Source organism: Aliirhizobium cellulosilyticum (assembly GCF_014198105.1).
GTDB classification, from domain to species: Bacteria; Pseudomonadota; Alphaproteobacteria; order Rhizobiales; family Rhizobiaceae; genus Neorhizobium; species Neorhizobium cellulosilyticum.
Genome location: NZ_JACIGW010000003.1, coordinates 123,412 through 147,080, shown reverse-complemented (window position 1 = coordinate 147,080; position 23,669 = coordinate 123,412). Strand labels below are relative to the sequence as shown.

The window sequence follows — 23,669 nt, the reverse complement described above, 5'->3', positions numbered from 1 at the left end:
GCGTTGCGCGTGTTAAACCTAAAGGGGCCGCCTATCAGCAAGATAGGCGGCCCCTTTGTACATATCCCACTGCGCTACTGTGGAAACCGTGCTGCTAACGCCTCGAGCGTGAACTCGCGGTTAGGGGAGCGATCGGCGGGCTGCGACCTATATGCGGCCGTTACGGTATTGATCATGATCTCTGAGACGCCGAGCTCCGCAGCCAAGGTGGCCACTCCCTCTGCCGCACGATCGGGTGAACCAATTATCCAAGACTTCCGAAACATTGCGACGAGGCCATCGTATCTACTGGGAAAATCTACATCATCCGCCTCTTCGACAAGCATTTGGGACTGAACTGGTTCCCCTGATCGGAACGCGCACATGAAGTGTAATTGTGGCAACGAAAGCCTTTGAGCTTCCTCGTCTGTCTCGCCTACTACAACAATCGCGGATACTAGCACCTTGGGTTCGGTCAGAAACGAGCTTGGCTTGAAGCGAGCCTTGTATAGAGCTATGGCCTCTTTGGCGCCTTCCGCTCGGATGTGATACCCAAAGGCATACGGTAGGCCAAGCTCGGCAGCCAACTGTGCCGAATACATTGAAGTACCTAGTATCCAAGGAGAGGGTGCACTATCGGCGTTAGGGACCGCATTGAAATGGTAGCTCAATCCGTTTTGTTCGACTGACACACCTTCTCTACGCGTAAGTGCTAAGAGATTTGTTAGGTCGTTGACATAACCTTCTTCGGAAGTTGTTTCCCGACCTCCCCGTAAGAGCGAACTGGTGGCCCAGTCGGCACCAGATGAGCGCCCGATCCCCAAATCGACTCTTCCAGGAAAACAGGCTTCAACGATACCCATCTGTTCAGCGACCAAGAACGGTGGGTAGTGAGCCAGGAGTACACAGCCGCCGATCCGGATATAGTTCGTGTTCGCGCCGATGACCGGCGCAAAAACCGAGGTATGGCTTGCAGCGACCGCGGCGACATTATGGTGCTCGGCCAGCCAATACCTATGGTAGCCAAGCCTGTCACCGAGGCGTGCGACCTCTAGCATCGAATTGAAGCACTCCGCAGCCGACTGGTTTGATCTGATCGGGCCAATATCAAGAATGGAAAGTGTGAGTTTGGTGTTCATTTCTCTCAGCTCACAATTCTGTCGGCAATTTGATGATAGGCGCGTATCTTGTCTTCAATGTCGAAGGTCATCATCGTCAGCATAACCTCATCGGCATCGTATGAGTCGGCGCGATCGTTGATTTGTGCCACCACCTCATGGACAAGCCCGGTAACTTCCCTTTTCGCAATCTGAGCGAGATAGGTATTCTGGGCATTTGAAAACGTGACGCGTTCCAGTGTTTCAGGCGACGGTACTGCCTTCGGATAGTTCCCGCTGTCTCGCATGAGCCGAAAGTAATCAGAGGCTTTCTTAAGCTCCGAGAGCTTCTCTGGAGTATCGCCTACAACGACATTCAACGCTATGAGGACACGCGGCTCGGGAAACTCAGGTGATGGTTTAAAATTGCGGCGATAACTCTCGACGGCCGCTCTGGTGGCGCTCGGATTAATAAATAGAGCGATAGCCAGCCCCATACCACGCTCAGCAGCCAGTCGCCCGCTATCTGGGTGCGATCCCGCTGAAAGAAGCCACAAAGGTGGCGCGTTCAAAACTTTGGGCATCGCGATTGCGCGTTCGTAATCGTCGTGAAAAAAACGTTCCAGCTGTGTAACCTGATCCGAGAAGTCTATGTTCTCTGGCGGGTTCAAAAAGGCCGTCGAGTATGCATCCCCGCCGCTTGCTCGCCCGATGCCGCAATCAATTCTGCCGGGGAACAGAGCCTCGAGAACACGGAAATTTTCCGCAACTTTGTAGGCGCTATGGTTAGGCAGCATGACCCCACCCGATCCTAGCCTGATACGATCGGTTTTTGCCCCCACGGCGGCAAGCAAAACTTCCGGAGACGAGCCTTGAAGGATACTCATGTTATGATGTTCAGATAGCCAGAGTCGCTCATAGCCAAGGTAATCGGCCTCTCGGGCCAGCCAGACGGTGTTCTGGATGGCATCCGTTGACGAGCCATTCTCTGATAGTGTCGACCAATCTAGAATTGAGACTTTCACCGCTATTCCTCGTTTGAAAGGCGCGACTTATCTCAAGCTGTTTGGCGATGGCCGCCGGGCTGTTGAGACCTCAGTCGCTCGAAAAGATGACTCAGCGTTGACCCCGGACTAATTACCCGCATCAACCGATTGATCCGCACATGGGTAGATCATTCATCTGGACGCAGTAACTATACGACAGTGTAGGGCGGATTAGAGCCGTATGCTCCAGTGGACCATCCGAAAGCGAGGAGTCTGGATTGTCCCTAGAATATGCAATTGAAGCAGACATTTAGCTGGCCGTGGTTTTCTTTGCGAGATGACGTAAATCGTTATGGCGACCTACCTAAAGGTTTAGTTCGGGGTCAGGCATAGATCGCGAGAAGACCTCTCGCGTGACGTCGAGCGCAAGCTAAACATCTGAGACGGCGCTTATGAGATGCCGTCACTCGTTTGATGAAAGTTGCAGGTGCTTCGGAGCTAGGCTGCCCCCTCCGCATCAACGTGCTGTGGAGGGAGCGAACCGGGTCACCGGCGATATAAGACTTCCCCACCTTCGGCGTCACGAGCAAGCGCAACTTAACCGCACCGAGAAGGCCATCGTCACGGAACAGATGCGTAAGGAAATCAGACGCACCGGCGTGCATTGCTTAACGCTCATTGGGATGTCACCGAAGCCGGTATTTAAATGATCGGCATCCTGGTGCCCGTGGCGTTCAGATGAACTTGGAGGTCGACCACGTTCAGGTCAGGGAGCCGAACAGCCTGACTTGGTCTAGCCACCGCGAGGAAAGACGAGGTGCTTTCGAACGCGACGGCTTCGAGCAATATAGAATGGAAGAGATTGTCGCCCCGCGCATAGAGATGTCATCGTCAACCATATAGAGGATTTTATTGTTGCTGCGCGATGGAGGAGACCGGGTAAACCATGCGGTCAGCCTCCCAAGCCACGTTTTCTACGAAATCACGCCAGCGATGCCCCAGCGCGGACAATCTTCACAGGAACGCCCTTATACGCTGGCGTTCCAGACTTACGATCATAGTGACTAAGCGCTACAATCGCGTTCATTTCGGGATAGTAACCACCGACCGAGCCTTTTGGAAGATTATAAGTGATTGCGGTGTACCCTCGAACGGAGCGCTGCGGGCCATCCTTCGCAACTGCATGGACATCGATAAGATCCCCATCCTCAAGCCCCCGTGCGGCTAGGTCCTCGGCACTCATGAATATCACGTCACGCCTGCCAAAAACTCCACGGTAACGGTCATCCAAGCCATACACGGTAGTGTTATATTGGTCGTGGCTGCGCATCGTGGCCAATACGAGCATTTCTGGATCCTTCAGTCGTGGATCTTCATCGAGGCCTGGTGCGATTAAGAAGTTTGCTTTGCTGGTTGCCGTCCGCCATTCTCGATATGATGCGGGAACGTCTAAGCGAAAGCCTCCGCGTACCCTGACGCGTTTGTTGAAGTCTCTGAAATCAGGGAATACGATTTCGATCTTGTCGCGTATGCGATCATAGTTCTCAATTAGGCCATCCCAATCGATGTCGTATCGAGCGCCGAGAGTTGCTTTAGCGATCCCAGCCAGAATCGCCGGTTCTGACTTCAGGAATTGGCTAGGGGGATTAAGGAATCCTCGCGACGCATGGACCATGGACATCGAGTCTTCGACTGTCACCGACTGTGGGCCGGATGACTGGGTATCGAGATCCGTTCGACCCAAACACGGAAGAACGATGCAGGTCTTTCCCGCCAGGAGGTGGGAGCGATTAAGCTTGGTCGAGATGTGAACCGCCAGATCAAGTTTGCGCATTCCCGGAAAGGTAACGGAAGGATCTGACATAGCGACAGCGAGGTTGCCGCCCAAACAAATGAGCGCTTTTGATCGACCTTCGGCGATAGCCTCAATAGCCTCGATCGCATTATGGCCCTTATCTCCGGTTGGTCGGAAGCCAAATGCTTTCTCCATCCCATCCAGAAGGCTGGCATTGGGAATTTCAGTGATTCCCACAGTACGATCGCCCTGAACGTTGGAGTGACCTCGAACCGGGCAGATGCCAGCACCTTCGCGCCCAATGTTGCCGCGTAGCAACAACAGATTAGTTGCCTGCTGAACATTATGCGTGCCGTTGGCATGCTGTGTTAAGCCCATCCCGTAGCATAGGATAACGTTCTTCGCCTTGAGGTAGACATCGACAGCACTTTCTATCGCATCACGAGTAAGCCCTGAATAAAAGAGGATATCATTCCATTGGGTGGCTTCGACATCACGGCGAAGGTCGTCAATCCCGTGTGTATGCGCTTCAATGAATGGGCGATCGAGGACGCCGGGTCCCCCCTGCTTCAAATCCTGTTCGTCCCGCTCGAAGATCAGTTTGATCATGCCTTTGATTGCTGCGAGATCTCCACCGGTTCGGACCTGATGATAAGCGGATGCGATTTCGGTCGACGAAAACGTGGCCATCTCAATCGGGTTTTGAGGCGCCGCGAACTTTTCGAGCGCACGCTCCTTGAAGGGGTTGAAAACGACGATCGGCGTACCTCGACGAGATGCCTCATGGAGAGTCGTCATCATGCGGGGATGGTTGGTGCCCGGATTGTGGCCGAAGCTGAAGATGGCATCGCAATGGTCAAAGTCTTCAAGCGTGACGGTTCCTTTGCCCACTCCGATTGACTCGGGGAGGCCAACACTGGTCGCCTCGTGACACATATTCGAACAGTCCGGAAAGTTGTTCGTTCCGAATGCGCGGACAAACAGCTGATAAACGAACGCAGCTTCGTTAGAGGCGCGGCCAGAGGTGTAAAACTCCGCCTGATGGGGGCTTTCCAAGGCATTGAGCTTGTCGCCGATGATCGCGAACGCCTCATCCCACTCAATGGTTCGGTAGCGATCGTCGCTCGCCTCATAGATCATGGGGTGCGTGAGGCGTCCCTCATTCTCCAACTCGTGGTCAGTCCAATTCCAAAGCTCGGCGACTGTGTGGGTTGCGAAAAAATCGGGGTTCACCCGTTTAGCTGTAGATTCCCAGGTAATAGCTTTCGCGCCATTCTCACAGAACTCAAAAGACGACGTGTGCTTTGGGTCCGGCCAGGCGCAACCAGGGCAATCAAATCCCTCGGGTTGATTGGCTTTAAGCAATGTTGCGGTGCCCTGTGCAGCGATCTGCTGCCTCGCCAACGTTTCAGCTACGGCTTTCAACGCGCCCCAGCCACCGGCGGGTTCGTTATAAGCTCTGATGCCTTCTGGCCGCTTCTTTGTCATCGGGACCTCCAATCTGACTAAAGTCAAGCCTAGCAGGAGGGCCTGGAGGCCGAACCTATACAGTAGCATAGGTTCGGCATGCCTTCGTATCGATAGCAGCGACACGACGGCGGCAAAGCTTCATCGATGGCGAACCCATCAATTCGGTCGTCCAGAGACCAAGGTGATCCTCAGTCGGTCGAGTCCCAAAAAATAGATGAAGGGATAGACTACCCACACCTTAGTCTAGGCATGAAGCCACCTCAGTATGATTTCGTACCTTTGATCACAACCTTAACTTTCCAATCACCGCACAGGGCGGTCACGCAATATGGCGCCGTCAAATTACTTGGGACGCGCTTAAAGCTTAGCAAAAAAGGAAAAGTTATGAACCGTGTAATCAAACTCGCCGCCGCCGCTGCTATTGCCTCGCTGTCCTACGCAGGCATCAGCTATGCCGACAGTCTCGAAATGAACTGGGCACCGGAACTCGAAAAGACGCTCACCACGTTCAACGCGCCTTTTAACATCGAGTACACGGATGACTACAACACCGGAGGTGGCGACGACACGAACCCGGACGCGGTGGCCCTTCCCGCGAACGAAGTTCCGAAGCTTCAGGCCGCCATTGAGTCGAACAAGTCGCTGAGCCGTCGTCTCGTGCGCCGCGGCGTCATTCTCGACGACGTTGTCAATGCTCAACAGGCAGCTGACGGCAGCGTGACTTTCTGGATCCGCTAATATTTCGATAGCAAGGCGATTTACAACTGGATCACCTGCTATCACCGCACCGAATAGCGTTTGCGAGGATGCCGTCTTCGCAAGCGCTATGTCTGCTTTCACGGGCATTTGCGATTAGTATCCGAGATGAACTGTAAATGAGCTCGGCTGCAACTGCAGCAATTTTGCCCACGCTGACAATGTCTGGCGAATAGGAGAAGGTCATGTACACAGAGTTGACATTGCCCCAGGTCCTCTCTGACCCCCTCATTCACATGGTTCGAAAAGCCGACGGTGTGTCGATCGACGAGTTCAGATCGATCTTATTAAGCGCGGCTGTTCGCCTTGCGGGTTACGCTCAATACTCAGAGGAGCCGAAATTTTGCTATGCCACTTTTTTGGGACAAAAGGTCTGTGGAGCGATTGCCTTTGATGAACCGGTAAGCGGTCCAAAGGCTCCAGAGGCTCTTTACGCGTGAAGCCCGATAAACGCTCAAGGCGTTTCTCCAGGAAAAAATTACAAGCCAGTGTCTTATTCAATCCGGTTTTCGGCCCCTGGATCTTCATTGTATCGCGAGGGATTGAATTGGAGTTGCCTTAGGGCATTCGTGTTCGCGGTCACAAAGCCTTAATTGCTGCCGGTGGCATCAGTCTGATTGCGCTTGAGGCCATCGAACCTCGGGTGTAATGGCCCCATAGGCATGCTTCCCATGAATGCGACGACGGCAACGCCGATGATAGCCGCCCAAAATGATAGTATGAAAAGATCCGCGTACGCGAGAACGTTTGCTTGTGCGCGTATCTGCGCTGCGACGGTCGAGAGGCTTTCAAGATAGCTGCGGACGGTATGTCCAAAAAGGCGCTGCAGGTCGCCCAAAACGACATGAAGATGTTGTGAGGCAGCTGAGATCGGGCCATCAAGAATGTTCGAATGATATTGCTCACGTTGGCGCAGCAACGTCGCCATCGCGCTGGTGGCTAGCTCCACACTTCCAAGCCGCATTACCTGAATATATGCCGATACGGCCGTTGCTCGAGCGGGGTCAGAGTTCGCTATCAAGTACACGACGGTTGCGAAAAACGCGAATGACTGTCCGGCGGTGTGCAGTATGACGGTAGGGAAGAAGTTCCAGGGCCCCCAGTCGAGTGTCAGTCTCGATCCAAGCTGCGAGCCAAGCGCCATTAGTGCAAGCCCTATCAGTATGCATAGGCGGGCATCGAACCTTCGCAACAATGTCACGGCGACTGTTATGAATATGAAGGAAGGGACAACCGCCCCGAGAAAGTAGAGGCCGGAGATTGCGATTGGACGTAGATTCACGACATTTTGTAGAAAGCCTGGAACGGAGATCGAGCTTCCAGCGCTTGAAAGAGAGAAGCATATGATAACCGCGTAACCAAGGCCGATGTTTCGGGATAGGATCACACTGGCATGGGCCCACGGATGAGCGACGAGGCTTTCATTGATGAGGAAACCGATCGCCAGGAGAACTCCACCGACTAATAGTGCAGTTACCAATCCAGACTGAAACCAGTCTAGACGGTTGCCTTGATCTAGGCCGACGTAAATCAGTGTCATTGACGAGCCTAGCAAAAGCATCCCGCCCCAGTCGGCATTCCTAAGAAGGCTGAAATTGATCTCTTCTTTTGGTGCTGCAGCAATCAGGAGCGCCGCGATCATTGGGGCGACGATGACGTCCTGCCAGTATGTCCACTGCCAACCTAAATAGTCTCCATAGAATCCCACAAGGACGAAGCCTAGATTTTGCGATAACGGAACTCGGAGCGCGTAGATTGCTATGCCGATAAGCCAATATTTCCGGTCTAAATTCCGAAAGATCACCATAATCGTTGCAGGGATAAAAACTCCCAGCAATAAGCCTCGAATGCCATGTAATGCGAAGAGAAAGGTGTTGGTGTGCACCAATGGTATTGCAAACGAGACCCCGGCGTAGATCAATGTGGTGGGGATCATCACGCGACGAACACCAAAGACTGTAGCGAACCACGCCACAGCGGAAGCAACCAAGATCTGCGGTGCATTGGCTACCGTGTTAAGCCATGATGCCTCGTCCACGCTGAGAGAATACGCAGCTCGTAAATCAGGAAGACCTACGACGAAAACCCGTGTGTCAAACCCGACAACGAATGAGGCAAGCAGAAGCGCAGATACGATCAGAACCGGTCGGGCAGCTGTGGTCCCGCTGGTGAGCGGACCGAAAGAGCGAACGGTAGCTTTCATCTTTGAGATGTCCCGGGAGTGTCAACTTTAACCGTCGCGGACATGCCCGGCCGCAGGCTCCGAATCAAAGACTGATCTGGATCAAACGATATCTTTACCGGTATACGTTGGACGACTTTTGTGTAATTTCCGGTAGCGTTGTCTGGTGGAAGTAGCGCTGACACTGATCCACTGGCAGGTGCGACCTCTGCTACTCTCCCTCGAAGTGTCTGTCCCGGGAAAGTGTCTACCGAGATTTCGGCGCTGTCACCAATCCTCATCCGAGAAAGCTGCGTCTCTTTGAAATTGGCCATTACATAGACGTTCGGTAATGGGATTTCTGATACGAGTCCCGTTCCCGTACTTACGTAGTCGCCGACATGAACCAATCGTTTGCCCAATAGGCCATCGAAAGGGGCATAAACGGAAGTGTAGCTCTGATTTATTTCTGCCATCTCAAGGTTGCCAGCTGCGGCGTCGACCTGTGACTCCAAAAGTGGCTTCTGACCTTGCAGCACCTTGAGTTGAGCCGCTTGTTGCTCCATCGCTGCAGCAGTGGAAATAACTGCCGCCTGAGATTGCAGGTCCACAGCCTGAGCCTGTTGGAGCATTTGCTTTGACGTTGCCTCACCAAGATTGATTTGACGTTGATATTCTTCATCAGCTTGGTTTTGCTCGGCCACCGCTGAGGAGTTTTGCGCTGCCGCCGCCGCTATCACTGCCCTCTGTAAATCAATTTGGTTAGAGAGGTTCGCGAGTGTGGCCTTCGCGGCATCAAGGTTCGCCGTCGCTATCGCTACCGCCGCCAGATAACCTTTAGGATCAATCTCGGCGATGAGTTGTCCTTTGGTCACGCGCTCATAGTCGTTAACGGGAAAACTCTTAATGGTCCCACTTACTTGTGCACTCAAGGTCGAGATATCAGCACTGACGGTGGCGTCATCCGTTGATTGGCTAGAAGCCCCTGCAATCCAAACGTTCCAATCAGCGACGACCGAGATAATGGCGGCTCCGATCACTGCTACGGCTAGAATAGGAATAGCCATGCGCTTGAGAGCCTCTAGAACAGCCGACGCACGGGGCGTTGTTGCATCACTGCTGATGCCTAATGAAGATTCAGTCATTTGGACACAACTGTCCTGCTTGATGGATTCTATGTTCAGTAGGATAGCTGGGTACAGTGGAGGCGCCCACTATACACAAGCATAGTCTCTCTAATTCGGAGTTCTCATAGTTGAGCAGAAAGCGGATTTGTGGCTGCTTGGACCTCAGGGGGCACGATGCAAATTGAACAGAGAACGCTGGCGCTCACGTCGCCATGCCGAAGGGGGCATTCCTTTTGATTCCGAGAAAGAGCGGGTGAAATGAGCCTGATCCGCATAACCGCACTTAATTGCTACCTCAGAAAGGGGGATTGTCGACGACTTCATCAAGTCGACGGCCATGTCGATTCTGCGGTTAGCTAACCATCGATGGGGGGTTAAACCCGTTGAAACCTTGAACGCTCTGGCGAAATAGGTTGAGGATAGTCCACACGTTTGCGCGATCTCCGCCAACGAGAGGGTACCGCGAAGGTTCGCGTTGATCAATTCTGTCGCTTGGCTCAGCTGTCGCGGCGTAAGGCCTCCACGCAGCAATGGAGTTTTTGGCGTTGCCGAGGAGTAGTGCGAAACCAAATGGACCAATAGACTTGTACCAATATAGTCGAGCAGCATCTTGTTGGTTTCGTACGTTCCATCAAACACCGGCAGGGTGGCGCCTATGATCCCTGCTATGACAGGATCATCAACATCTGATCCTGGGGCTATTATAAAATCAGCGATCCTTTTCACCCCAATCTCGTCCTGAACGAAGGTAAGGGCAGACCGCGGAATATGTAGGTTCACGCAGTCAAACGCAGACTGCAAATCCGCTCTCCACTCACGTGAATAGTCATAAAATGTAAAGTTGCCAGCGCGGCTCCCATTAAAATCGACAGGCGAACCATCAACCCAAAGCTTTCCCTTATAGTCTTTCACCTGAAAGGAAAGCATAAAAGCGTCCTCTTGGACGTGCTCCTTAGAGATCCCATGACCAGGAGTTGATCGGCGAAACCGCGTAGTCGCCAGTAATCCCCCGTTAAGATGTGAGGTCGAAAGCTCTGGTGTCGAATAAGTCCTTAGGAAATCCATATCACGGTTTGTTCGGGTAGCTTTGTTCCGCAATGTTCTGCCTCCATTTTGCGGTGCCAGTAGGTGGCTAGCAACACTTGAACTCGTGAGGGGATCAGCGCATGCTGTCCCTTGGGTTGGCGTAATGACAACCTTAACTTGATCTCGTCAACCCGGAAAGTAGCTAATCCATAAGTCTCGCAAACCGTTGAAGCTGATCGGCTCGATCTGCAGGTAAGTTACCTACTTGCGCAACACCTTCTCCCTTTAGTGCTTAGTTGAAAGCGTCCGTCGGAACTCTCAGGATCATTATCATCTCGCCACGATCCGTACGTTTGATGTCAAGTTCGCCGCCCTGCAATTGAGCGATTGTCCTGGCTACGGCCAGCTTAATTCCCTGTGCTCCCCGCTTAGTTATGAAAATTGGGTCGAAAATCGCATCAGCGGAGTTATCGCAAATGCCTTCTCCGTCTTCCCCAATTGCGAGTGTTAACGAGTTCCCATGGGCTTCGCTCGTAATGTGAAGGATCTTTTGGTCCTTCAGCGAGTCGGTTGCGACGCTCATTATATTGATAAGCGCCTGGATGAATTGGCTTCTCTCTGCGTGCACGAGTATTTTTTCGGTAGACCTCGATTGGCAGACTATCCCGCACTCTTCCAGTTGTGGGTGAAGAAGGTCGATCGCTTCTGTGACCGCCTCTTGAAGGCTGAAGCTTGTGTAACTTGACGAATTAAAGTGCGCCGCCGACTGATAAGCAGAAAAAATCTCACCTACACGGAAAATAGATGATGTTATTTTGCCGAAAGAATGCTTCGCATTATCCAACTTAGGATCGTCATGGTCTAACCATCGCAGCCCCGCACTTGCGTGCGCTGAAACAGCCGAAAGAAGATCATTAACTTCAGTCGCTATCGAAGCTGCGACACCACGAAGCACGTTTGGATTTAGGCCATTCATGATGTTGTCTATAGCGGTCTCTGTGCTACCGAACGTTTCGGTGGTGCTATCTGGCTGCTTGAACATAGCTCCGCTAAATTGGAGTCCTCTTCCCAAGCCAAGGGTAAATAGTTGAATTCCTTCAGAGACATGCTCGTCGATACTGTCTGCAGATTGGTTCAATTCGAGATACAGCAGAGCGATTACTTGCCCATAAGCCTTAATTGGTGCGCAAAAGAATGAAACCGCACTTTCTGCTGAAGGACGTGTTGGGTTGTTTTCGCAGCACAAGCCTTGGCCTTCTCCAGCGATCACGCTCCCGCTCACTATGGCTTGCTCAATGAACTTTTGGCAGAAGCGGTTGATGTTGACCGGAGGTGTTTGCGTTACCGTGATAGATCCACCATTTACCTCCGCAGAGAGCTGAAACGCGTACTTTCCATCCTCAACGCTCAATAAATGGCCTCTTCTCGCGTGTGAAAATGATACCGTTGCAACCAACAAGTCCAAAGCGCCGGAAAAGAACTGTCCAATGTCATTTGTTGGTCCGTCTCGTAATTCTAGGACTGGATCAAGCATCTTTACACCCTGAGTTTTGGGATTTTCACACCGTCACGCGAACCAAACAGCGGGTACCTTCGGTAGTCAACAGGCGTCACTTTGCGTGAATGATTTTAGGACCGGAGGTTTCAAGTGGGCGCGAATTGAGAGCATTTTTGTTCAAATGGCGGCGGCAATCGCTCGTAGAAGGCTCATCTGACGACGAATGAGCGGGATCGCCCGGCGCCCTTAGGGACGAAACGATGTGGCATTGGCATAGGGAAGCTATACCAACGTTCAGTTGCCGCTATCGCCGGAAGCCGCAATCTTGGAATGGTCCGGCCAATAAGGCCAAAGCGGCCCGGAGCTTGCTCGCTCGTTGCCGACCTATTTTAGCGAAGGGAGTGCTCAAATGCTGGGTTTCAGCGCATTGGAGCTCGCGCGATTGCAGTTCGCATTCACAGTCTCGTTTCACATCATCTTTCCTGCTATCACTATTGGCTTGGCAAGTTTCTTGGTCGTCCTCGAAGCTCTTTGGTTGATCCGGAAAAAAACAGTTTACCTCGAACTGTTCGACTTTTGGTCAAAGATCTTTGCCGTCAATTTTGGCATGGGTGTCGTATCCGGGTTGGTCCTAGCTTACGAGTTTGGAACAAATTGGAGCGGCTTCTCGCAATTTGCAGGTGCCGTCACAGGGCCGCTGCTCACCTATGAGGTTCTAACAGCGTTCTTTCTGGAGGCTGGATTCCTCGGCGTGATGCTCTTTGGACGGCAAAAAGTTGGCCCTGGTCTGCACATGTTTGCGACCGCGATGGTGGCGTTAGGAACGCTGATTTCGACGACATGGATACTTGCATCAAACAGCTGGATGCAGACGCCTCAGGGTTTCGAGATAATCAACGGAAGAGTGGTTCCTACGGACTGGTTGGCCGTCATTTTCAATCCGTCGTTTCCGTATCGATTGGCTCACATGACCTTGGCGGCATATCTGTCCACTGCGCTTTTCGTTGGAGCAGGAGCGGCGTGGCATTTGCTACGCGGTCACTCCACCCCTGCTATCCGCAAAATGCTATCCATGGCGCTATGGATGCTTTTATTCGTAGCCCCGATTCAAATGTTCGTCGGTGATGCCCACGGCCTCAATACGCTCAAGTATCAACCTGCTAAGATCGCAGCGATCGAAGGTCACTGGGAAAACGATCCCGGAGCGACGAGCTTGCCGCTCATTGCGTTCGGTATTCCTGATATGGCTGCCGAAGAGACAAAGTATGCCATCGAGATACCATATCTTGGCAGCCTAATTCTGACCCACACACTTCATGGGAAAATACCTGGGCTTAAGGAATTTGCTCCGGAGGATCGACCAAACTCGACGATAATCTTCTTCACTTTCCGCATCATGGTAGGTTTGGGGATCTGCATGCTCTTGCTCGGAGCCTGGGGCGCATATTTGCGCTGGCGTGGTAAACTGTATGAGAGCAAATGGTTCCTGATCTTTGCCCTCTGTATGGGCCCTGCCGGTCTGATTGCTGTTCTGGCCGGTTGGATAACGACAGAAGTAGGGCGCCAGCCGTGGGTTGTATATGGCATCCTTAGGACTCAGGATGCTGCATCGAACCATTCCGCATTGACCTTGAGCATCACGCTCATAATGTTCATCGTAATCTACTTTTTCGTCTTCGGCACTGGCATCGCGTTCATGCTCAAGATGGTTGCGCAGGGACCGAAGGAGTTTGGTGATGACGGTCCACCGCACGCAGCGGGACAAGTCGGCCGACCATCAAGACCTCTTTCCGCCGCCCCCGACAATATTGACCCCACCCCAGTGCATAGAACCTCGGAGGTTTGAAATGGGTATCGATCTTCCTCTGATTTGGGCCGTTATCATCGCGTTCGGGGTCATGATGTATGTCATTATGGATGGCTTCGATCTTGGGATCGGAATTCTATTTCCGTTTATCAAGGATCGCCAAGAGCGCGATGCCATGGTCAACACAGTTGCACCCGTTTGGGACGGCAATGAGACTTGGCTTGTCTTGGGAGGGGCTGCTCTTTTCGCAGCATTTCCGTTGGCATATGGGCTCCTGCTGAGTGCTCTCTACCTGCCCCTAATGTTCATGTTGGCTGGTTTGATCTGGCGAGGTGTTTCGTTCGAGTTCCGATTTAAGGCTTCGGATCGCCACAAGCCATTTTGGGATAAGGCGTTCGCCTGTGGTTCGTACGTGGCGACCTTCTCGCAAGGGGTCGCGCTCGGGGCCTTCATCAACGGATTCGAGTTGGACGGAACGACATTCACCGGAACCGCCCTCGATTGTTTCACGCCATTTAGCATCTTTACGGGTTTCGCCTTGCTGTTCGCTTATGCGCTGCTCGGTTCGACCTGGCTGATAATGAAAACCGCGGAAGATTTGCAAAGGCGCATGCGCTATCTCGCACAATGGATTTCGATCGCGTTGTTTTTCATAATCGTCGCCGTGAGCGTCTGGACACCGATTATGCACTCGCAAGTCGCCGAACGTTGGTTCAAATGGCCAAATATCTTCTGGTTCGCACCTGTGCCGCTGCTGGTCGTTGCCACGACTTGGCTTCAGGTGCGTATTTTGCAAAAACGCGAGCCGCACGCGACGCCATTCGTCCTGTCCCTTGTCCTGATCTTTCTTGGCTACAGCGGCCTAGCGATAAGCATGTGGCCGTACGTAATCCCTCCCACAATAACAATATGGGCGGCTGCAGCGCCTCCTGAGAGCATGGGGTTTGCCTTAGTCGGAACTCTCCTAATCATTCCAGTCATTTTGGTTTACACAGCCTGGTCCTATTACGTGTTTCGTGGAAAGCAGGCAGTGGGTGAAGGATATCACTAATGACCAGTAAAACTCAGTCATATGAACCGCTCAGGCGAGTAGGCTGGATGATCGCAATCTGGGTACTATCAGTTGTTTGCCTGGGCGTGTTTGCCATGGCATTTCGCTTCCTTATGTCCCTTGCCGGACTTACATCCTAGCCTCTTTATCGCGATGAGAATTCAAAAGGCTGCCTTACGCTGTAAGGCAGCCTTTTTGCGCGTTGCTAAGCACGGTGCCTAAACCAAGGTTCTGTTGGAATAGACTTTGAGCCAATTGGCGAGCCCTTCATAACCCAAGTAGCTTTTGATCTCCTTTAACAGCTTGGAATGTAGCCATGACAGAGAAAACTCGTCCGCGCGATGCTGCGAAAGCGTTCACACCGGCGCTCGCTGATTTCGTCGATGATCCCCTTTTTGCAAAGGTCTGGGAACGCGTAGGGCTCTCCAAGAGGGACCGTAGCCTTATCACAGTCGCGGCGCTCGTGGTCATGTACCGACCAGAGGAGTTGGGAGCACATCTTCGGCGGGCAGTCGAAAATGGTGTCTCTAAGGGGGAGTTAAGCGAGGCGATTACTCATCTCGCATTTTATGGTGGCTATCCGGCCGCAATTAGCGCCTCAGCGATTGCGCACGACGTGCTCGGTGCACTTGAGGGGTAGTTGGGATAGCGGAACTGACATTCGCCAGCCACAAACTTCGGTGGTCAATTTCGTAGTTGTCTCGCGGTATCTGAGTGTTGATTTCTCGGGTGTGGCTGCATGTCGCGGTTTGACCCGAGGATTTCTTCGGCGCTGGAATTGACGTATATCAAGTCCAGCGCATTGTTCCGGGTATTTTGAGCTAGCTTGTGACCTAAAGTGTCGGAGCGCTACACGATGGTATAGTTGCTTACATTATCGTTGAAGGTGAATCTGACTGAGGCTCAGAGCTCAGGCTTGTGTGAGCCGATGATATAAGAACTCGCAACCGCTAAAGATCAAACACGTAACTACCAACATAATCGCATATCGTTTGGCCTGTAGCTGTACGATCCGTAAAATTCATTAATCACCGGGACAGAACCGGACACACTCCTTCCAAGTGTCTCTGGAAGGTGGTGAGGGCTTATGTCTCCTGACCAAGGATTCCTTTCATGACCACCGAAGCAGTTCAACCCATTCGCGGAATGCGTGGTGCCGATGATCCAGGCCCGCGGAATATCGAACTGGATATTCAGAACCCTGATATCCTTATGCCACCTGAGACAGACAATGGTTCAATTCCAAACCTGAAATTTCCGTTCTCAATGGCGCATAACCGACTTGAGGATGGTGGATGGGCGAGGGAAGTTACAATTAGAGAATTCCCAGCCGCCAAATCGATGGCAGGCGTTAATATGCGCCTTGGGCCCGGCGTAGTCCGCGAACTGCATTGGCATAAAGAGGCGGAATGGGCATACATTTTGAGTGGGACAGTCCGCCTGACGACAGTCGACCCTGATGGCAATCTTTCCATTGACGATCTCGCGCCAGGAGATGTTTGGCTCATTCCGGCTGGTATCCCCCATTCGATCCAAGGCCTAGAGGAGGGTACAGAATTCCTTCTGGTATTCGACGACGGCAACTTCTCAGAGAATGAAACTCTTCTGATAACCGAGTACATGGCACATACACCACTCAGCGTGCTGGCTAAGAATTTTGGTGTCCCTGGCGAGAATTTTGCAAGTCTGCCAAAAAAGGAAAAATACATCTTCCGGCTGCCGATCCCGGAGGCATTGGAGAAGGTTAGAAGTCAACTACCGGACAAGCCGGTACCCACACCTTACGTTTATGCCTCGTCCAAGCTAGAGGCAAAGCGCTTCACCGGTGGAACGGTGAAGACCATCGACTCACGCAATTTCCCCGTTACAACGCTCTCAGCGCTCATCATCGAAATTGAGCCAGGTGGTCTACGTGAAATGCATTGGCATCCAGATGCTGACGAATGGCAGTATTACGTTGCAGGTGAAGCCCGTATGACCGTATTCGATGCAACATCGAAAGCTCGGACATTCAACTATCGCCCGGGCGATGTTGGCTTCGTACCGCGCACCCTCGGTCACTACATCGAAAACACCGGCACGACACCCGTCATCGTCATTAACGTATTCAATAGTCGACTTTGCACGGACATCTCCCTGAACCGTTGGATGGCATTAACGCCTCCGGATTTGCTTCGTGGCCATCTCGATCTCAACGAGACGGTTATGAAGGCGCTTAATCCAGAGAAGAACTCAGTGATAGGCTGATCGGTAACGTATCCTGGGCTGAGGACCTACCAGGCGAGCTGGTAGGTCCTTTCTTTGAAAGCTATGAGACGGATTCGGGCCAATTTAGAACGCCGAGGCTCGTACATTGCAGTCATTCTGGTGGTGATGAAAACTAAACTATCAGCGAACAAAGACCGCAAGGGCGCCGCGATATGCCAACGAGAATCTACCAGTCCACTCCGCTTATTCGCCCAAATTGATACGCGATGAATCCCAAGATCGATAGACTGTCAGCGGCGTTGGTAAGTTCATTGCCGTTGCTTTTTTGAACAAAAGGAATTGGTTTTGAACGATGATTACCAAATGTTTCAACCTTCTCGGATTTCGCTTTGACAGCCCGATCGCGGAATGTTTTTTCGAGTGAGATTTTATGAAACATACTGTGGTAACGGATGACATACGTTTTTGGAAACCGCCAAATCTTTGGTAGGGAAACCGAACTGGGCGTGCTGCAGCACGCCTACGAGCGTGTGTCGCAGACTGGGTATGGCGAGATCGTTTTGATCGGTGGACCGGTCGGCTCTGGGAAAACGTCTGTTGTAAATGCATTTCTAGCCGCAAATCCAACTCTCAAGTTTACTGTCGGAAAAGCCGACCAGGCGTTACGTTGGGTGCCTTACAGTGCGGTCCTTAAAGCCGTGAGTGCGCTGTTGCCGCCAGGCGATATTGAAGACATAACTTCCGTGCGTGACGCTGGAACGCCAGGGGCGCCCAACCGTGTCAGAGATCGTCTGATCAGCGCAATTCAGTCGACCGTATCGCCTAATAGTCCGCTTCTTCTTTTCATCGACGATCTGCATTGGCTTGACGACAGCTCAATGCAGCTTATGCGAACGATATCCGAGCGAGGAATAAGAGATGTCCTGCTTGTCGGGACATATCGCACCGACGAAGCAATCGACTTCCGTGAAACGGGCCTATCAAGCTTCCTGGGCGACACGGCAGTCAAAGTCACAGATATTCTATTGAATACTCTCGCGTATGATGCTGTCGAAGGGCTTGTCTCGGCGCAGCGGTACGGCGAAACAAGTAAGCAATTGGCGAGGCTGGTACAGTCGGTGGCTGGGGGGAATCCATTCCATATTCAGCTTATTTTGAACGTCCTTGATCGCGCGGAGACTGCTCCCGACATCGCACACTTCGTTTCAGACCAAAAAAACTGGGGTTTGAATTCCCTGCTTAGCCGTATCGTTGCCGAGTTGCCCTCAGACACACGGCGGATTGTGCAGTTGGCTTCATGTATTGGCTACACAAGTGAACGGACACTGCTCACTGAGGCAGCAAAAGTCCTTCCAGACCGGTTCTTTTCCCATCTTGAGCCTGCCGTGGCATTAGGTTTAGTGCGCACTGATGGGGCTCTATGCCATTTCACGCACGATGCGGTGAGAGAGCATATCCGCGCTAGCCTCTCAAAAGAGGAGAGGACAACCCAGCACGCGCTTCTTGCCAGGGCAATGCTCAAATCAGAGCCTGTGTCGACGGATCAGCACCTAGCATTGGCCGAGCAGATCGTAAAAGCAAAACAAAATCCGATTCTCATAGAAGAGTTCGAGGCTCCGCTTGAAGCACTGATCAAAGCCGCGAAAATAGCGAAGGCAGTCGGAGCATTGGACAGTGCCCTCCGCTATATCGAGAAGGGCATAGAACTTCTGTCGCTTAGCGAACAATCGGGCGGGTTCAATTGGTCGCTGGCGGAGCTACGTTGTTCAACCCTCGTCGAGGCGCTCGGATCAGCGATCGACGACAAGGAACTTGAACAGCTTTCGGTTCAGGCGGTGTCCGCATTGGAGCGTGCGCGTGTCGTAAGGTTGAAGGCAGCCGTTCTCATCCTGCGTGGCCAGTTTGAAGATGCAATTGATCTGGCATTGGGAGGGCTTGCCAGTCTGGGTATCGATTTACCAAGGCGGCCCACGAGACAAGACCTAGATTCTGCATTCAATGCGACTACGTCGGCACTTGAAGGCTTTTCGCTTCGGCAAATCTGTGAGCATCCGCGGTTGAAGGATGAGACTATCGTCGTCGCAATGGACCTTCTTGCAACGCTGCAGTCCTCCTTCTTCTCGGATGACGGCCTGAAATTCCTCCACGTTGCAAAGATTGTCGAGTTGTCAGCGAGGTACGGCGTTTGCGAGGCTACCTGCTATGGACTCGCCTGGTGCGGCGTTTGCGTTGCGAGCGACTATTCCGACTATGCGATGGCGCTGTCTATGGCGGAAGCGGCCGTAGCACTATCAGAAATGCCCTCGTTTCAAGCCTATCGGACGGCAGCGTTGGTTGCTCTGGATCAAGTTGCTGTCTGGCGACGTCCTCTCTCATACGCATTGTCCCGGGCGAGGGAGGCATTTGAGCATGGTAAGCGAAGCGGCGACGTTAGCATGGCATGCTACGCCACGAACCATATTGTTTCAAATCTCCTGGTAATGGGAGCACCTCTACCAGTTGTTATGAACGAAGCGAACCGCGGTCTAGCCATGGCACGCAAAGTTGGCTTCGAAGAAGTGATAAGGATCCTGCAGGTCCAGCAAGAGTTCGCGAACGGCCTGAGAAATTCAGATCTTGAAAGAGGCAGGATTCTCCAGATCGCGACGTCGGACAAGGCGTCTGAGATGTCACCACTCGTTTTTTGGGGGCACCTCTACGAAGGAATCACGGCGTTCTATTCCGGGCAAATCGAGGCTGCCTTCGAATTTTTCATTGAGGCACGGAAGTGGGCCTGGACAACTCCGGCACACATTCATTTATCTTGCCTCCATTTCTATTCTGGCTTGTGTGAGCGGATACTTGGTATCAAGAATTGGACGGCTCAACACAGAGAAGCCCTAGCCGATTATGCGGAAAACAACCCGGCGACATTTACCAACAAGTTAGCACTGATCGACGCCGAGGCTGCCCGCGCAGCAGGCGACCTTTTCGGCGCATTGCGATTTTACGAGCAGTCGATCCAGGCCGCGAGGGATGGCGAATTCTTTCACGAGCTCGCTCTTGCTCATGAACGAGCTGGAAGACTGTCGCTTGAAACGGGTCTGATTTTCGCGGGCGCCGAACATATCAGGCAAGCACAAGTACACTACCGTAAATGGGGCGCGATCCAGCATGTTGATCGACTTGAGGCCGAGTTTGCACCAATCTTCACGCAAAGGGTCGATAACGAGGCACAGAGCGCAAATATCCCTCGCTTAGATAAAGCTGACGAGTTGACGAACGACCTTGTTATAGCAGCGATCAAATTTTCTGGAGCTATGAGGGGCCAGCTCATCGGCATCAATGGCAATGACCTGGTTATCATCGCCAATACATCGTTACGAGATGGCGTGACGAGCATCGCATCTGAGCCTTCACGGTATACAAATGAGATGGCACCCTCATCCATCATTCGGTATGTGGTTGAGTCCGCGCATTCTCTTCGCTATGGCCATGCCACCGCTGAAGCAGGCGACGCTCATGCTACCAGCTTGAAGGAATGCCCTGTTAGATCGCTTCTCTGTGTCCCACTAAAAGAACAGGACCAAGTGTTCTCAATCCTCTACCTGGAGAACAATGCGGTAAGCGACGCTTTTTCTTACGAGACAGAGCAGGCTATCGAATTATTTGTGCTTGCCACGGCAGAAGCAATCCGCCTGAAGGCACAACTTGACGATTACAAGGTCGCTGCCGGTGAACAGAAGCGACGGGATGCAGCTGTGGGAGGAGGAAGGGCAGACCTTATCAAAAACTCGCACATCACCATACTCGGAGGGATGGCCGCGTCAATCGTCCACGAAGTCAACCAGCCCCTATCCGCAATTGTTACGCAGGCAAATGCAGGTATTCGATGGCTGCGCCAGTCTCCCCCACAAGTTGACAAGGCGATTACGAATTTCACTAAGATTGAGGAATCAAGCATCCGCGCGAGCGGCATAGTCTCCGCGCTTCGCTCTCTTGCGAAACAAGCCCCAGCAACATTGGAGTTCTTTGAGCTCACGGATGTTGTAAGCAGCGTCCTTGATATCGTTGAGACGGACGCGCGAGCGATAGGTGTTGACATTGAATGTGAACTGGCGGGCGGGACGCTATTCGCGGATGCAATACAGGTTCAACAAGTCGTTTTGAACCTCATGACTAATGCACTCGACGCTATGGATGGGCTAGAAAACCGACGTCTTCGTATCTCAAGTGAAGTGCGTGATGCCTATGTGGTGCTGGCCGTTTCGGATACTGGAACAGGTATCCCAGCTACCGCGAGAGAGAGCATATTCGACCCTTTCTTCACCACAAAGGGGCATGGTTTGGGGATGGGGCTGGCGATCTGTAAGACGATCGCTGAGGTCCACGGGGGCGGTTTGAGCATCGGAGCATCGAATTCGTCGGGAACGACAATGACCTTCCGTCTTCCAATCGCGGCCAACTGATTAACGCATCGCCGAACGGGCAAAAATAACGCATTTTTCGTTGGATTGACCAATCCCTTACGTCCCAGAGCAGATACCTGCGCTCTGACTGCCATCTCGCCCGCGCTCCCTATCGTTAGCATGTAGCTAGTTGTTGGAGTGATGGCGATCTGTGCCAAAAAGCCGCCGCGTTAGACAGGGGAGGAAATTTTACGCATGATCGCCGGTGTCACGATCTCACTGTTTTTCCTCTTGGCGGTGGTTGTCAGTGGGGTATTCGCTCGACTTTCGCCAATTGCCATACCGTTGCCACTCGTTCAAATAGCACTGGGGGCCGTGATTGGAGCGGTGCCAGGATCGGCAATCAGTATCGATCCAGACCTGTTCTTCCTATTGTTCTTGCCTCCTTTGCTTTTCTTGGACGGATGGCGGATACCGAAGGAGGGTTTGCTCCGCGACCGTGCCACGGTTCTGGAAATGGCGGTTGGATTAGTCATTTTCACGGTCTTAGGGATCGGATATTTCGTAAACTGGCTGTTGCCTAGCATTCCGCTTGCCGCCGCGTTCGCGCTCGCCGCTATACTCTCTCCAACAGATGCCGTCGCTGTGTCCGCAATCACATCGCGTGCCCCCATTCCCAAAAGGCTGTTGCGGATTCTGGAAGGAGAGTCTTTGCTAAATGACGCATCCGGATTGGTATGCATGCGTTTTGCCGTGGCAGCAGTCCTCACCGGAACATTCTCCGCAGGCGAAGCGACATTGAATTTTCTACAGCTGGCAATCGGCGGTGTCGCAATCGGCCTCGTTCTCACGTGGGGGGTAACGAGAGCGAAAGATCTGGTGTCGATGAAGCTTGGCGAGGAGACGGGGTCCCAAATTCTGATCAGCATACTTATACCGTTTGGCGCCTATCTTGCGGCGGAACACCTTCAATGTTCGGGCATACTCGCAGCTGTCGCAGCCGGGATTGCAATGGGCTATGAGGAACAACGTGGAAAGGTGCTTGCGGTCACCCGTGTCCGCCGCGCAGCGGTTTGGGATACGATCCAGTTCGCGATGAACGGGGTCATTTTCGTTCTTCTTGGCGAGCAGCTACCAGGTATCGCGATGGGAGCAGCCACCGTGGTATATGAGACAGGACATTTCCATCCGATCTGGTTGGGTTTTTATGTTCTTGCCATAAGTGCTGCTCTTGCAATTCTAAGGCTCATTTGGGTTTGGATATCACTGCGCTTCACACTTTTCCGTGCGGCACGTCGCGGGGAGACAATCGTCCGGCCAAGTTGGCGGCTGGTGGTTGCTGCATCGTTGGCTGGTGTTCGCGGAGCGATAACGCTTGCTGGTGTCCTGACACTTCCGCTTGTTATGACCAATGGTCTTCCGTTTCCCGCTCGCGAACTTATTATCTTTCTAGCGGCGGGCGTCATTATTGTATCGTTGCTCACGGCAACTATCGGCTTGCCACTTCTTTTGAAAGGACTTGAGTTGCCACGTGAACTCTCTGATCGTCAGGCAGAGGATGAAGCGCGGGGAATTGCTGCACAGGAAGCTATCAAGGCTATTGAAGCAGCACAGCATAATATGGGCGAGGGTAAGGACGATGCCGATCTATATGCGGATGTCGCAACCCGTTTAATGGAAATCTATCGGAACCGAATTGACGGTCGTCCGGCCATGTCTGATGCGCAGGCGATGCGGAAGTCTGAAGAAATCGAGCGAAGACTACGACTCGTCGCAGCTCGGGCTGAGAGAGACGCAATTTTTAAACTGGCGCGGGAGAGAAAGCTACCTGATGAGGTCACCCGTCGTCTCGTTCGGGACATCGATCTGACTGAGACTCGATTGACGACTGTGTAGGGCGGGTTCGGTCACCGAGGAGTCGGATATGCCTGTCGCAGGTCAACTATGGAAATTGCCGATACACCGAGAGCTAAAACGGGATCGGTACGCAGCACCCCAATGCAACAAGGATGAAAGATGATGTTGATTTATCGGGTAGGAATGCATGATGGTGGATGGGCTTACCAACTTGACGGCACCTGGTCAGAGACCTTCTCCACTCACGAGGATGCACTTTACGCTGCCCGAGATGCCGCGGCCCGCCAGCGCGTGGGAGGGAACGATGCCGTTATTACGTACGAGACAGCTATCGGAAAATGGCACACTGAAGTCGCTCATGGTGATGATAGGCCTGAAACTGTGGTCTATGGTAGTATCCACTAACGATCCTCGATCTCGGGATCCCTACGCTCTTCTGCTTTTTCACTGTGCGCGGCGGTTC

Annotated in this window: 17 protein-coding genes; 10 read left to right on the top strand and 7 right to left on the bottom strand. The window is 52.6% G+C overall.

The window, feature by feature from the left end; all coding sequences use genetic code 11:
• Window positions 1-74: 74 nt before the first annotated feature.
• The 3 genes from GGE33_RS15155 to GGE33_RS15145 form a co-directional block, all read right to left on the bottom strand.
• Window positions 75-1,118: an MsnO8 family LLM class oxidoreductase gene (locus GGE33_RS15155; protein WP_183824472.1), complete on the bottom strand. Its 1,044-nt coding sequence runs from the start codon at window positions 1,116-1,118 to the stop codon at window positions 75-77.
• Between the two features lie 5 nt (window positions 1,119-1,123).
• Complete coding sequence (locus GGE33_RS15150; protein WP_183824469.1) at window positions 1,124-2,101, bottom strand: MsnO8 family LLM class oxidoreductase; 978 nt, start codon at window positions 2,099-2,101, stop codon at window positions 1,124-1,126.
• 943 nt (window positions 2,102-3,044) lie between these two features.
• A complete protein-coding gene (locus tag GGE33_RS15145; protein ID WP_183824466.1) occupies window positions 3,045-5,345 on the bottom strand; it encodes an FdhF/YdeP family oxidoreductase in 2,301 nt (766 codons plus the stop codon).
• A gap of 366 nt (window positions 5,346-5,711) precedes the next feature.
• On the opposite strand from GGE33_RS15145, the gene GGE33_RS15140 reads away from it, so the two are divergent.
• Together GGE33_RS15140 and GGE33_RS15135 are read left to right on the top strand one after the other, a co-directional pair.
• The gene (locus tag GGE33_RS15140) at window positions 5,712-6,065 is read left to right on the top strand and encodes a hypothetical protein (protein ID WP_183824463.1); all 354 of its coding nucleotides are present in this window, start codon (window positions 5,712-5,714) and stop codon (window positions 6,063-6,065) included.
• Between the two features lie 203 nt (window positions 6,066-6,268).
• Complete coding sequence (locus tag GGE33_RS15135; RefSeq protein WP_183824460.1) at window positions 6,269-6,523, top strand: hypothetical protein; 255 nt, start codon at window positions 6,269-6,271, stop codon at window positions 6,521-6,523.
• A 149-nt stretch (window positions 6,524-6,672) separates the two neighbouring features.
• On the opposite strand, the gene GGE33_RS15130 is transcribed toward GGE33_RS15135, so the two are convergent.
• The 4 genes from GGE33_RS15130 to GGE33_RS15115 form a co-directional block, all read right to left on the bottom strand.
• Window positions 6,673-8,286: an MFS transporter gene (locus GGE33_RS15130; protein WP_183824457.1), complete on the bottom strand. Its 1,614-nt coding sequence runs from the start codon at window positions 8,284-8,286 to the stop codon at window positions 6,673-6,675.
• The gene (locus GGE33_RS15125; protein WP_183824453.1) at window positions 8,283-9,389 is read right to left on the bottom strand and encodes an HlyD family secretion protein; all 1,107 of its coding nucleotides are present in this window, start codon (window positions 9,387-9,389) and stop codon (window positions 8,283-8,285) included. The genes GGE33_RS15130 and GGE33_RS15125 overlap by 4 nt, the downstream gene beginning before the upstream one ends.
• Before the next feature lie 144 nt (window positions 9,390-9,533).
• A complete protein-coding gene (locus GGE33_RS15120; protein WP_246436127.1) occupies window positions 9,534-10,298 on the bottom strand; it encodes a helix-turn-helix domain-containing protein in 765 nt (254 codons plus the stop codon).
• A 391-nt stretch (window positions 10,299-10,689) separates the two neighbouring features.
• Entirely contained in the window at window positions 10,690-11,931 is a 1,242-nt protein-coding gene (locus GGE33_RS15115) for an ATP-binding protein (RefSeq protein WP_183824450.1), read from the bottom strand.
• 373 nt (window positions 11,932-12,304) lie between these two features.
• On the opposite strand from GGE33_RS15115, the gene GGE33_RS15110 reads away from it, so the two are divergent.
• The 8 genes from GGE33_RS15110 to GGE33_RS15075 all read left to right on the top strand — a co-directional run bounded on the left by GGE33_RS15110 (window position 12,305) and on the right by GGE33_RS15075 (window position 23,611).
• Window positions 12,305-13,741, top strand: a complete 1,437-nt coding sequence (locus tag GGE33_RS15110; protein ID WP_183824447.1) for a cytochrome ubiquinol oxidase subunit I — start codon at window positions 12,305-12,307, stop codon at window positions 13,739-13,741.
• A gap of 1 nt (window position 13,742) precedes the next feature.
• Complete coding sequence (cydB, locus tag GGE33_RS15105) at window positions 13,743-14,753, top strand: cytochrome d ubiquinol oxidase subunit II (RefSeq protein ID WP_183824444.1); 1,011 nt, start codon at window positions 13,743-13,745, stop codon at window positions 14,751-14,753.
• A complete protein-coding gene (locus GGE33_RS15100; protein WP_183824441.1) occupies window positions 14,753-14,893 on the top strand; it encodes a DUF2474 domain-containing protein in 141 nt (46 codons plus the stop codon). Before cydB ends, GGE33_RS15100 begins: the two co-directional genes overlap by 1 nt.
• A gap of 176 nt (window positions 14,894-15,069) precedes the next feature.
• Window positions 15,070-15,393 (top strand): carboxymuconolactone decarboxylase family protein, encoded by a 324-nt coding sequence (locus GGE33_RS15095; protein WP_183824438.1) that lies wholly within the window; start codon window positions 15,070-15,072, stop codon window positions 15,391-15,393.
• Between the two features lie 473 nt (window positions 15,394-15,866).
• Window positions 15,867-17,000 (top strand): cupin domain-containing protein, encoded by a 1,134-nt coding sequence (locus GGE33_RS15090; protein WP_183824435.1) that lies wholly within the window; start codon window positions 15,867-15,869, stop codon window positions 16,998-17,000.
• A gap of 413 nt (window positions 17,001-17,413) precedes the next feature.
• Window positions 17,414-21,409 (top strand): trifunctional serine/threonine-protein kinase/ATP-binding protein/sensor histidine kinase, encoded by a 3,996-nt coding sequence (locus GGE33_RS15085; RefSeq protein ID WP_183824432.1) that lies wholly within the window; start codon window positions 17,414-17,416, stop codon window positions 21,407-21,409.
• Window positions 21,410-21,604: 195 nt separating this feature from the next.
• Window positions 21,605-23,245 (top strand): Na+/H+ antiporter, encoded by a 1,641-nt coding sequence (locus GGE33_RS15080; protein ID WP_210303669.1) that lies wholly within the window; start codon window positions 21,605-21,607, stop codon window positions 23,243-23,245.
• A 120-nt stretch (window positions 23,246-23,365) separates the two neighbouring features.
• Entirely contained in the window at window positions 23,366-23,611 is a 246-nt protein-coding gene (locus GGE33_RS15075) for a DUF2188 domain-containing protein (RefSeq protein ID WP_183824429.1), read from the top strand.
• Window positions 23,612-23,669: the final 58 nt, after the last annotated feature.

Excerpts from the sequence above, each read along its gene's own strand:
- GGE33_RS15095 (WP_183824438.1), top strand. The coding sequence starts at position 15,070 with ATGACAGAGAAAACTCGTCCGCGCGATGCTGCGAAAGCGTTCACACCG.
- GGE33_RS15135 (WP_183824460.1), top strand. The coding sequence starts at position 6,269 with ATGTACACAGAGTTGACATTGCCCCAGGTCCTCTCTGACCCCCTCATT.
- GGE33_RS15125 (WP_183824453.1), bottom strand. The coding sequence starts at position 9,389 with ATGACTGAATCTTCATTAGGCATCAGCAGTGATGCAACAACGCCCCGT.
- GGE33_RS15115 (WP_183824450.1), bottom strand. The coding sequence starts at position 11,931 with ATGCTTGATCCAGTCCTAGAATTACGAGACGGACCAACAAATGACATT.
- GGE33_RS15145 (WP_183824466.1), bottom strand. The coding sequence starts at position 5,345 with ATGACAAAGAAGCGGCCAGAAGGCATCAGAGCTTATAACGAACCCGCC.
- GGE33_RS15110 (WP_183824447.1), top strand. The coding sequence starts at position 12,305 with ATGCTGGGTTTCAGCGCATTGGAGCTCGCGCGATTGCAGTTCGCATTC.
- GGE33_RS15080 (WP_210303669.1), top strand. The coding sequence starts at position 21,605 with ATGATCGCCGGTGTCACGATCTCACTGTTTTTCCTCTTGGCGGTGGTT.
- GGE33_RS15090 (WP_183824435.1), top strand. The coding sequence starts at position 15,867 with ATGACCACCGAAGCAGTTCAACCCATTCGCGGAATGCGTGGTGCCGAT.
- cydB (WP_183824444.1), top strand. The coding sequence starts at position 13,743 with ATGGGTATCGATCTTCCTCTGATTTGGGCCGTTATCATCGCGTTCGGG.
- GGE33_RS15140 (WP_183824463.1), top strand. The coding sequence starts at position 5,712 with ATGAACCGTGTAATCAAACTCGCCGCCGCCGCTGCTATTGCCTCGCTG.
- GGE33_RS15100 (WP_183824441.1), top strand. The coding sequence starts at position 14,753 with ATGACCAGTAAAACTCAGTCATATGAACCGCTCAGGCGAGTAGGCTGG.
- GGE33_RS15155 (WP_183824472.1), bottom strand. The coding sequence starts at position 1,118 with ATGAACACCAAACTCACACTTTCCATTCTTGATATTGGCCCGATCAGA.
- GGE33_RS15075 (WP_183824429.1), top strand. The coding sequence starts at position 23,366 with ATGATGTTGATTTATCGGGTAGGAATGCATGATGGTGGATGGGCTTAC.
- GGE33_RS15120 (WP_246436127.1), bottom strand. The coding sequence starts at position 10,298 with ATGCTTTCCTTTCAGGTGAAAGACTATAAGGGAAAGCTTTGGGTTGAT.
- GGE33_RS15130 (WP_183824457.1), bottom strand. The coding sequence starts at position 8,286 with ATGAAAGCTACCGTTCGCTCTTTCGGTCCGCTCACCAGCGGGACCACA.
- GGE33_RS15085 (WP_183824432.1), top strand. The coding sequence starts at position 17,414 with ATGACATACGTTTTTGGAAACCGCCAAATCTTTGGTAGGGAAACCGAA.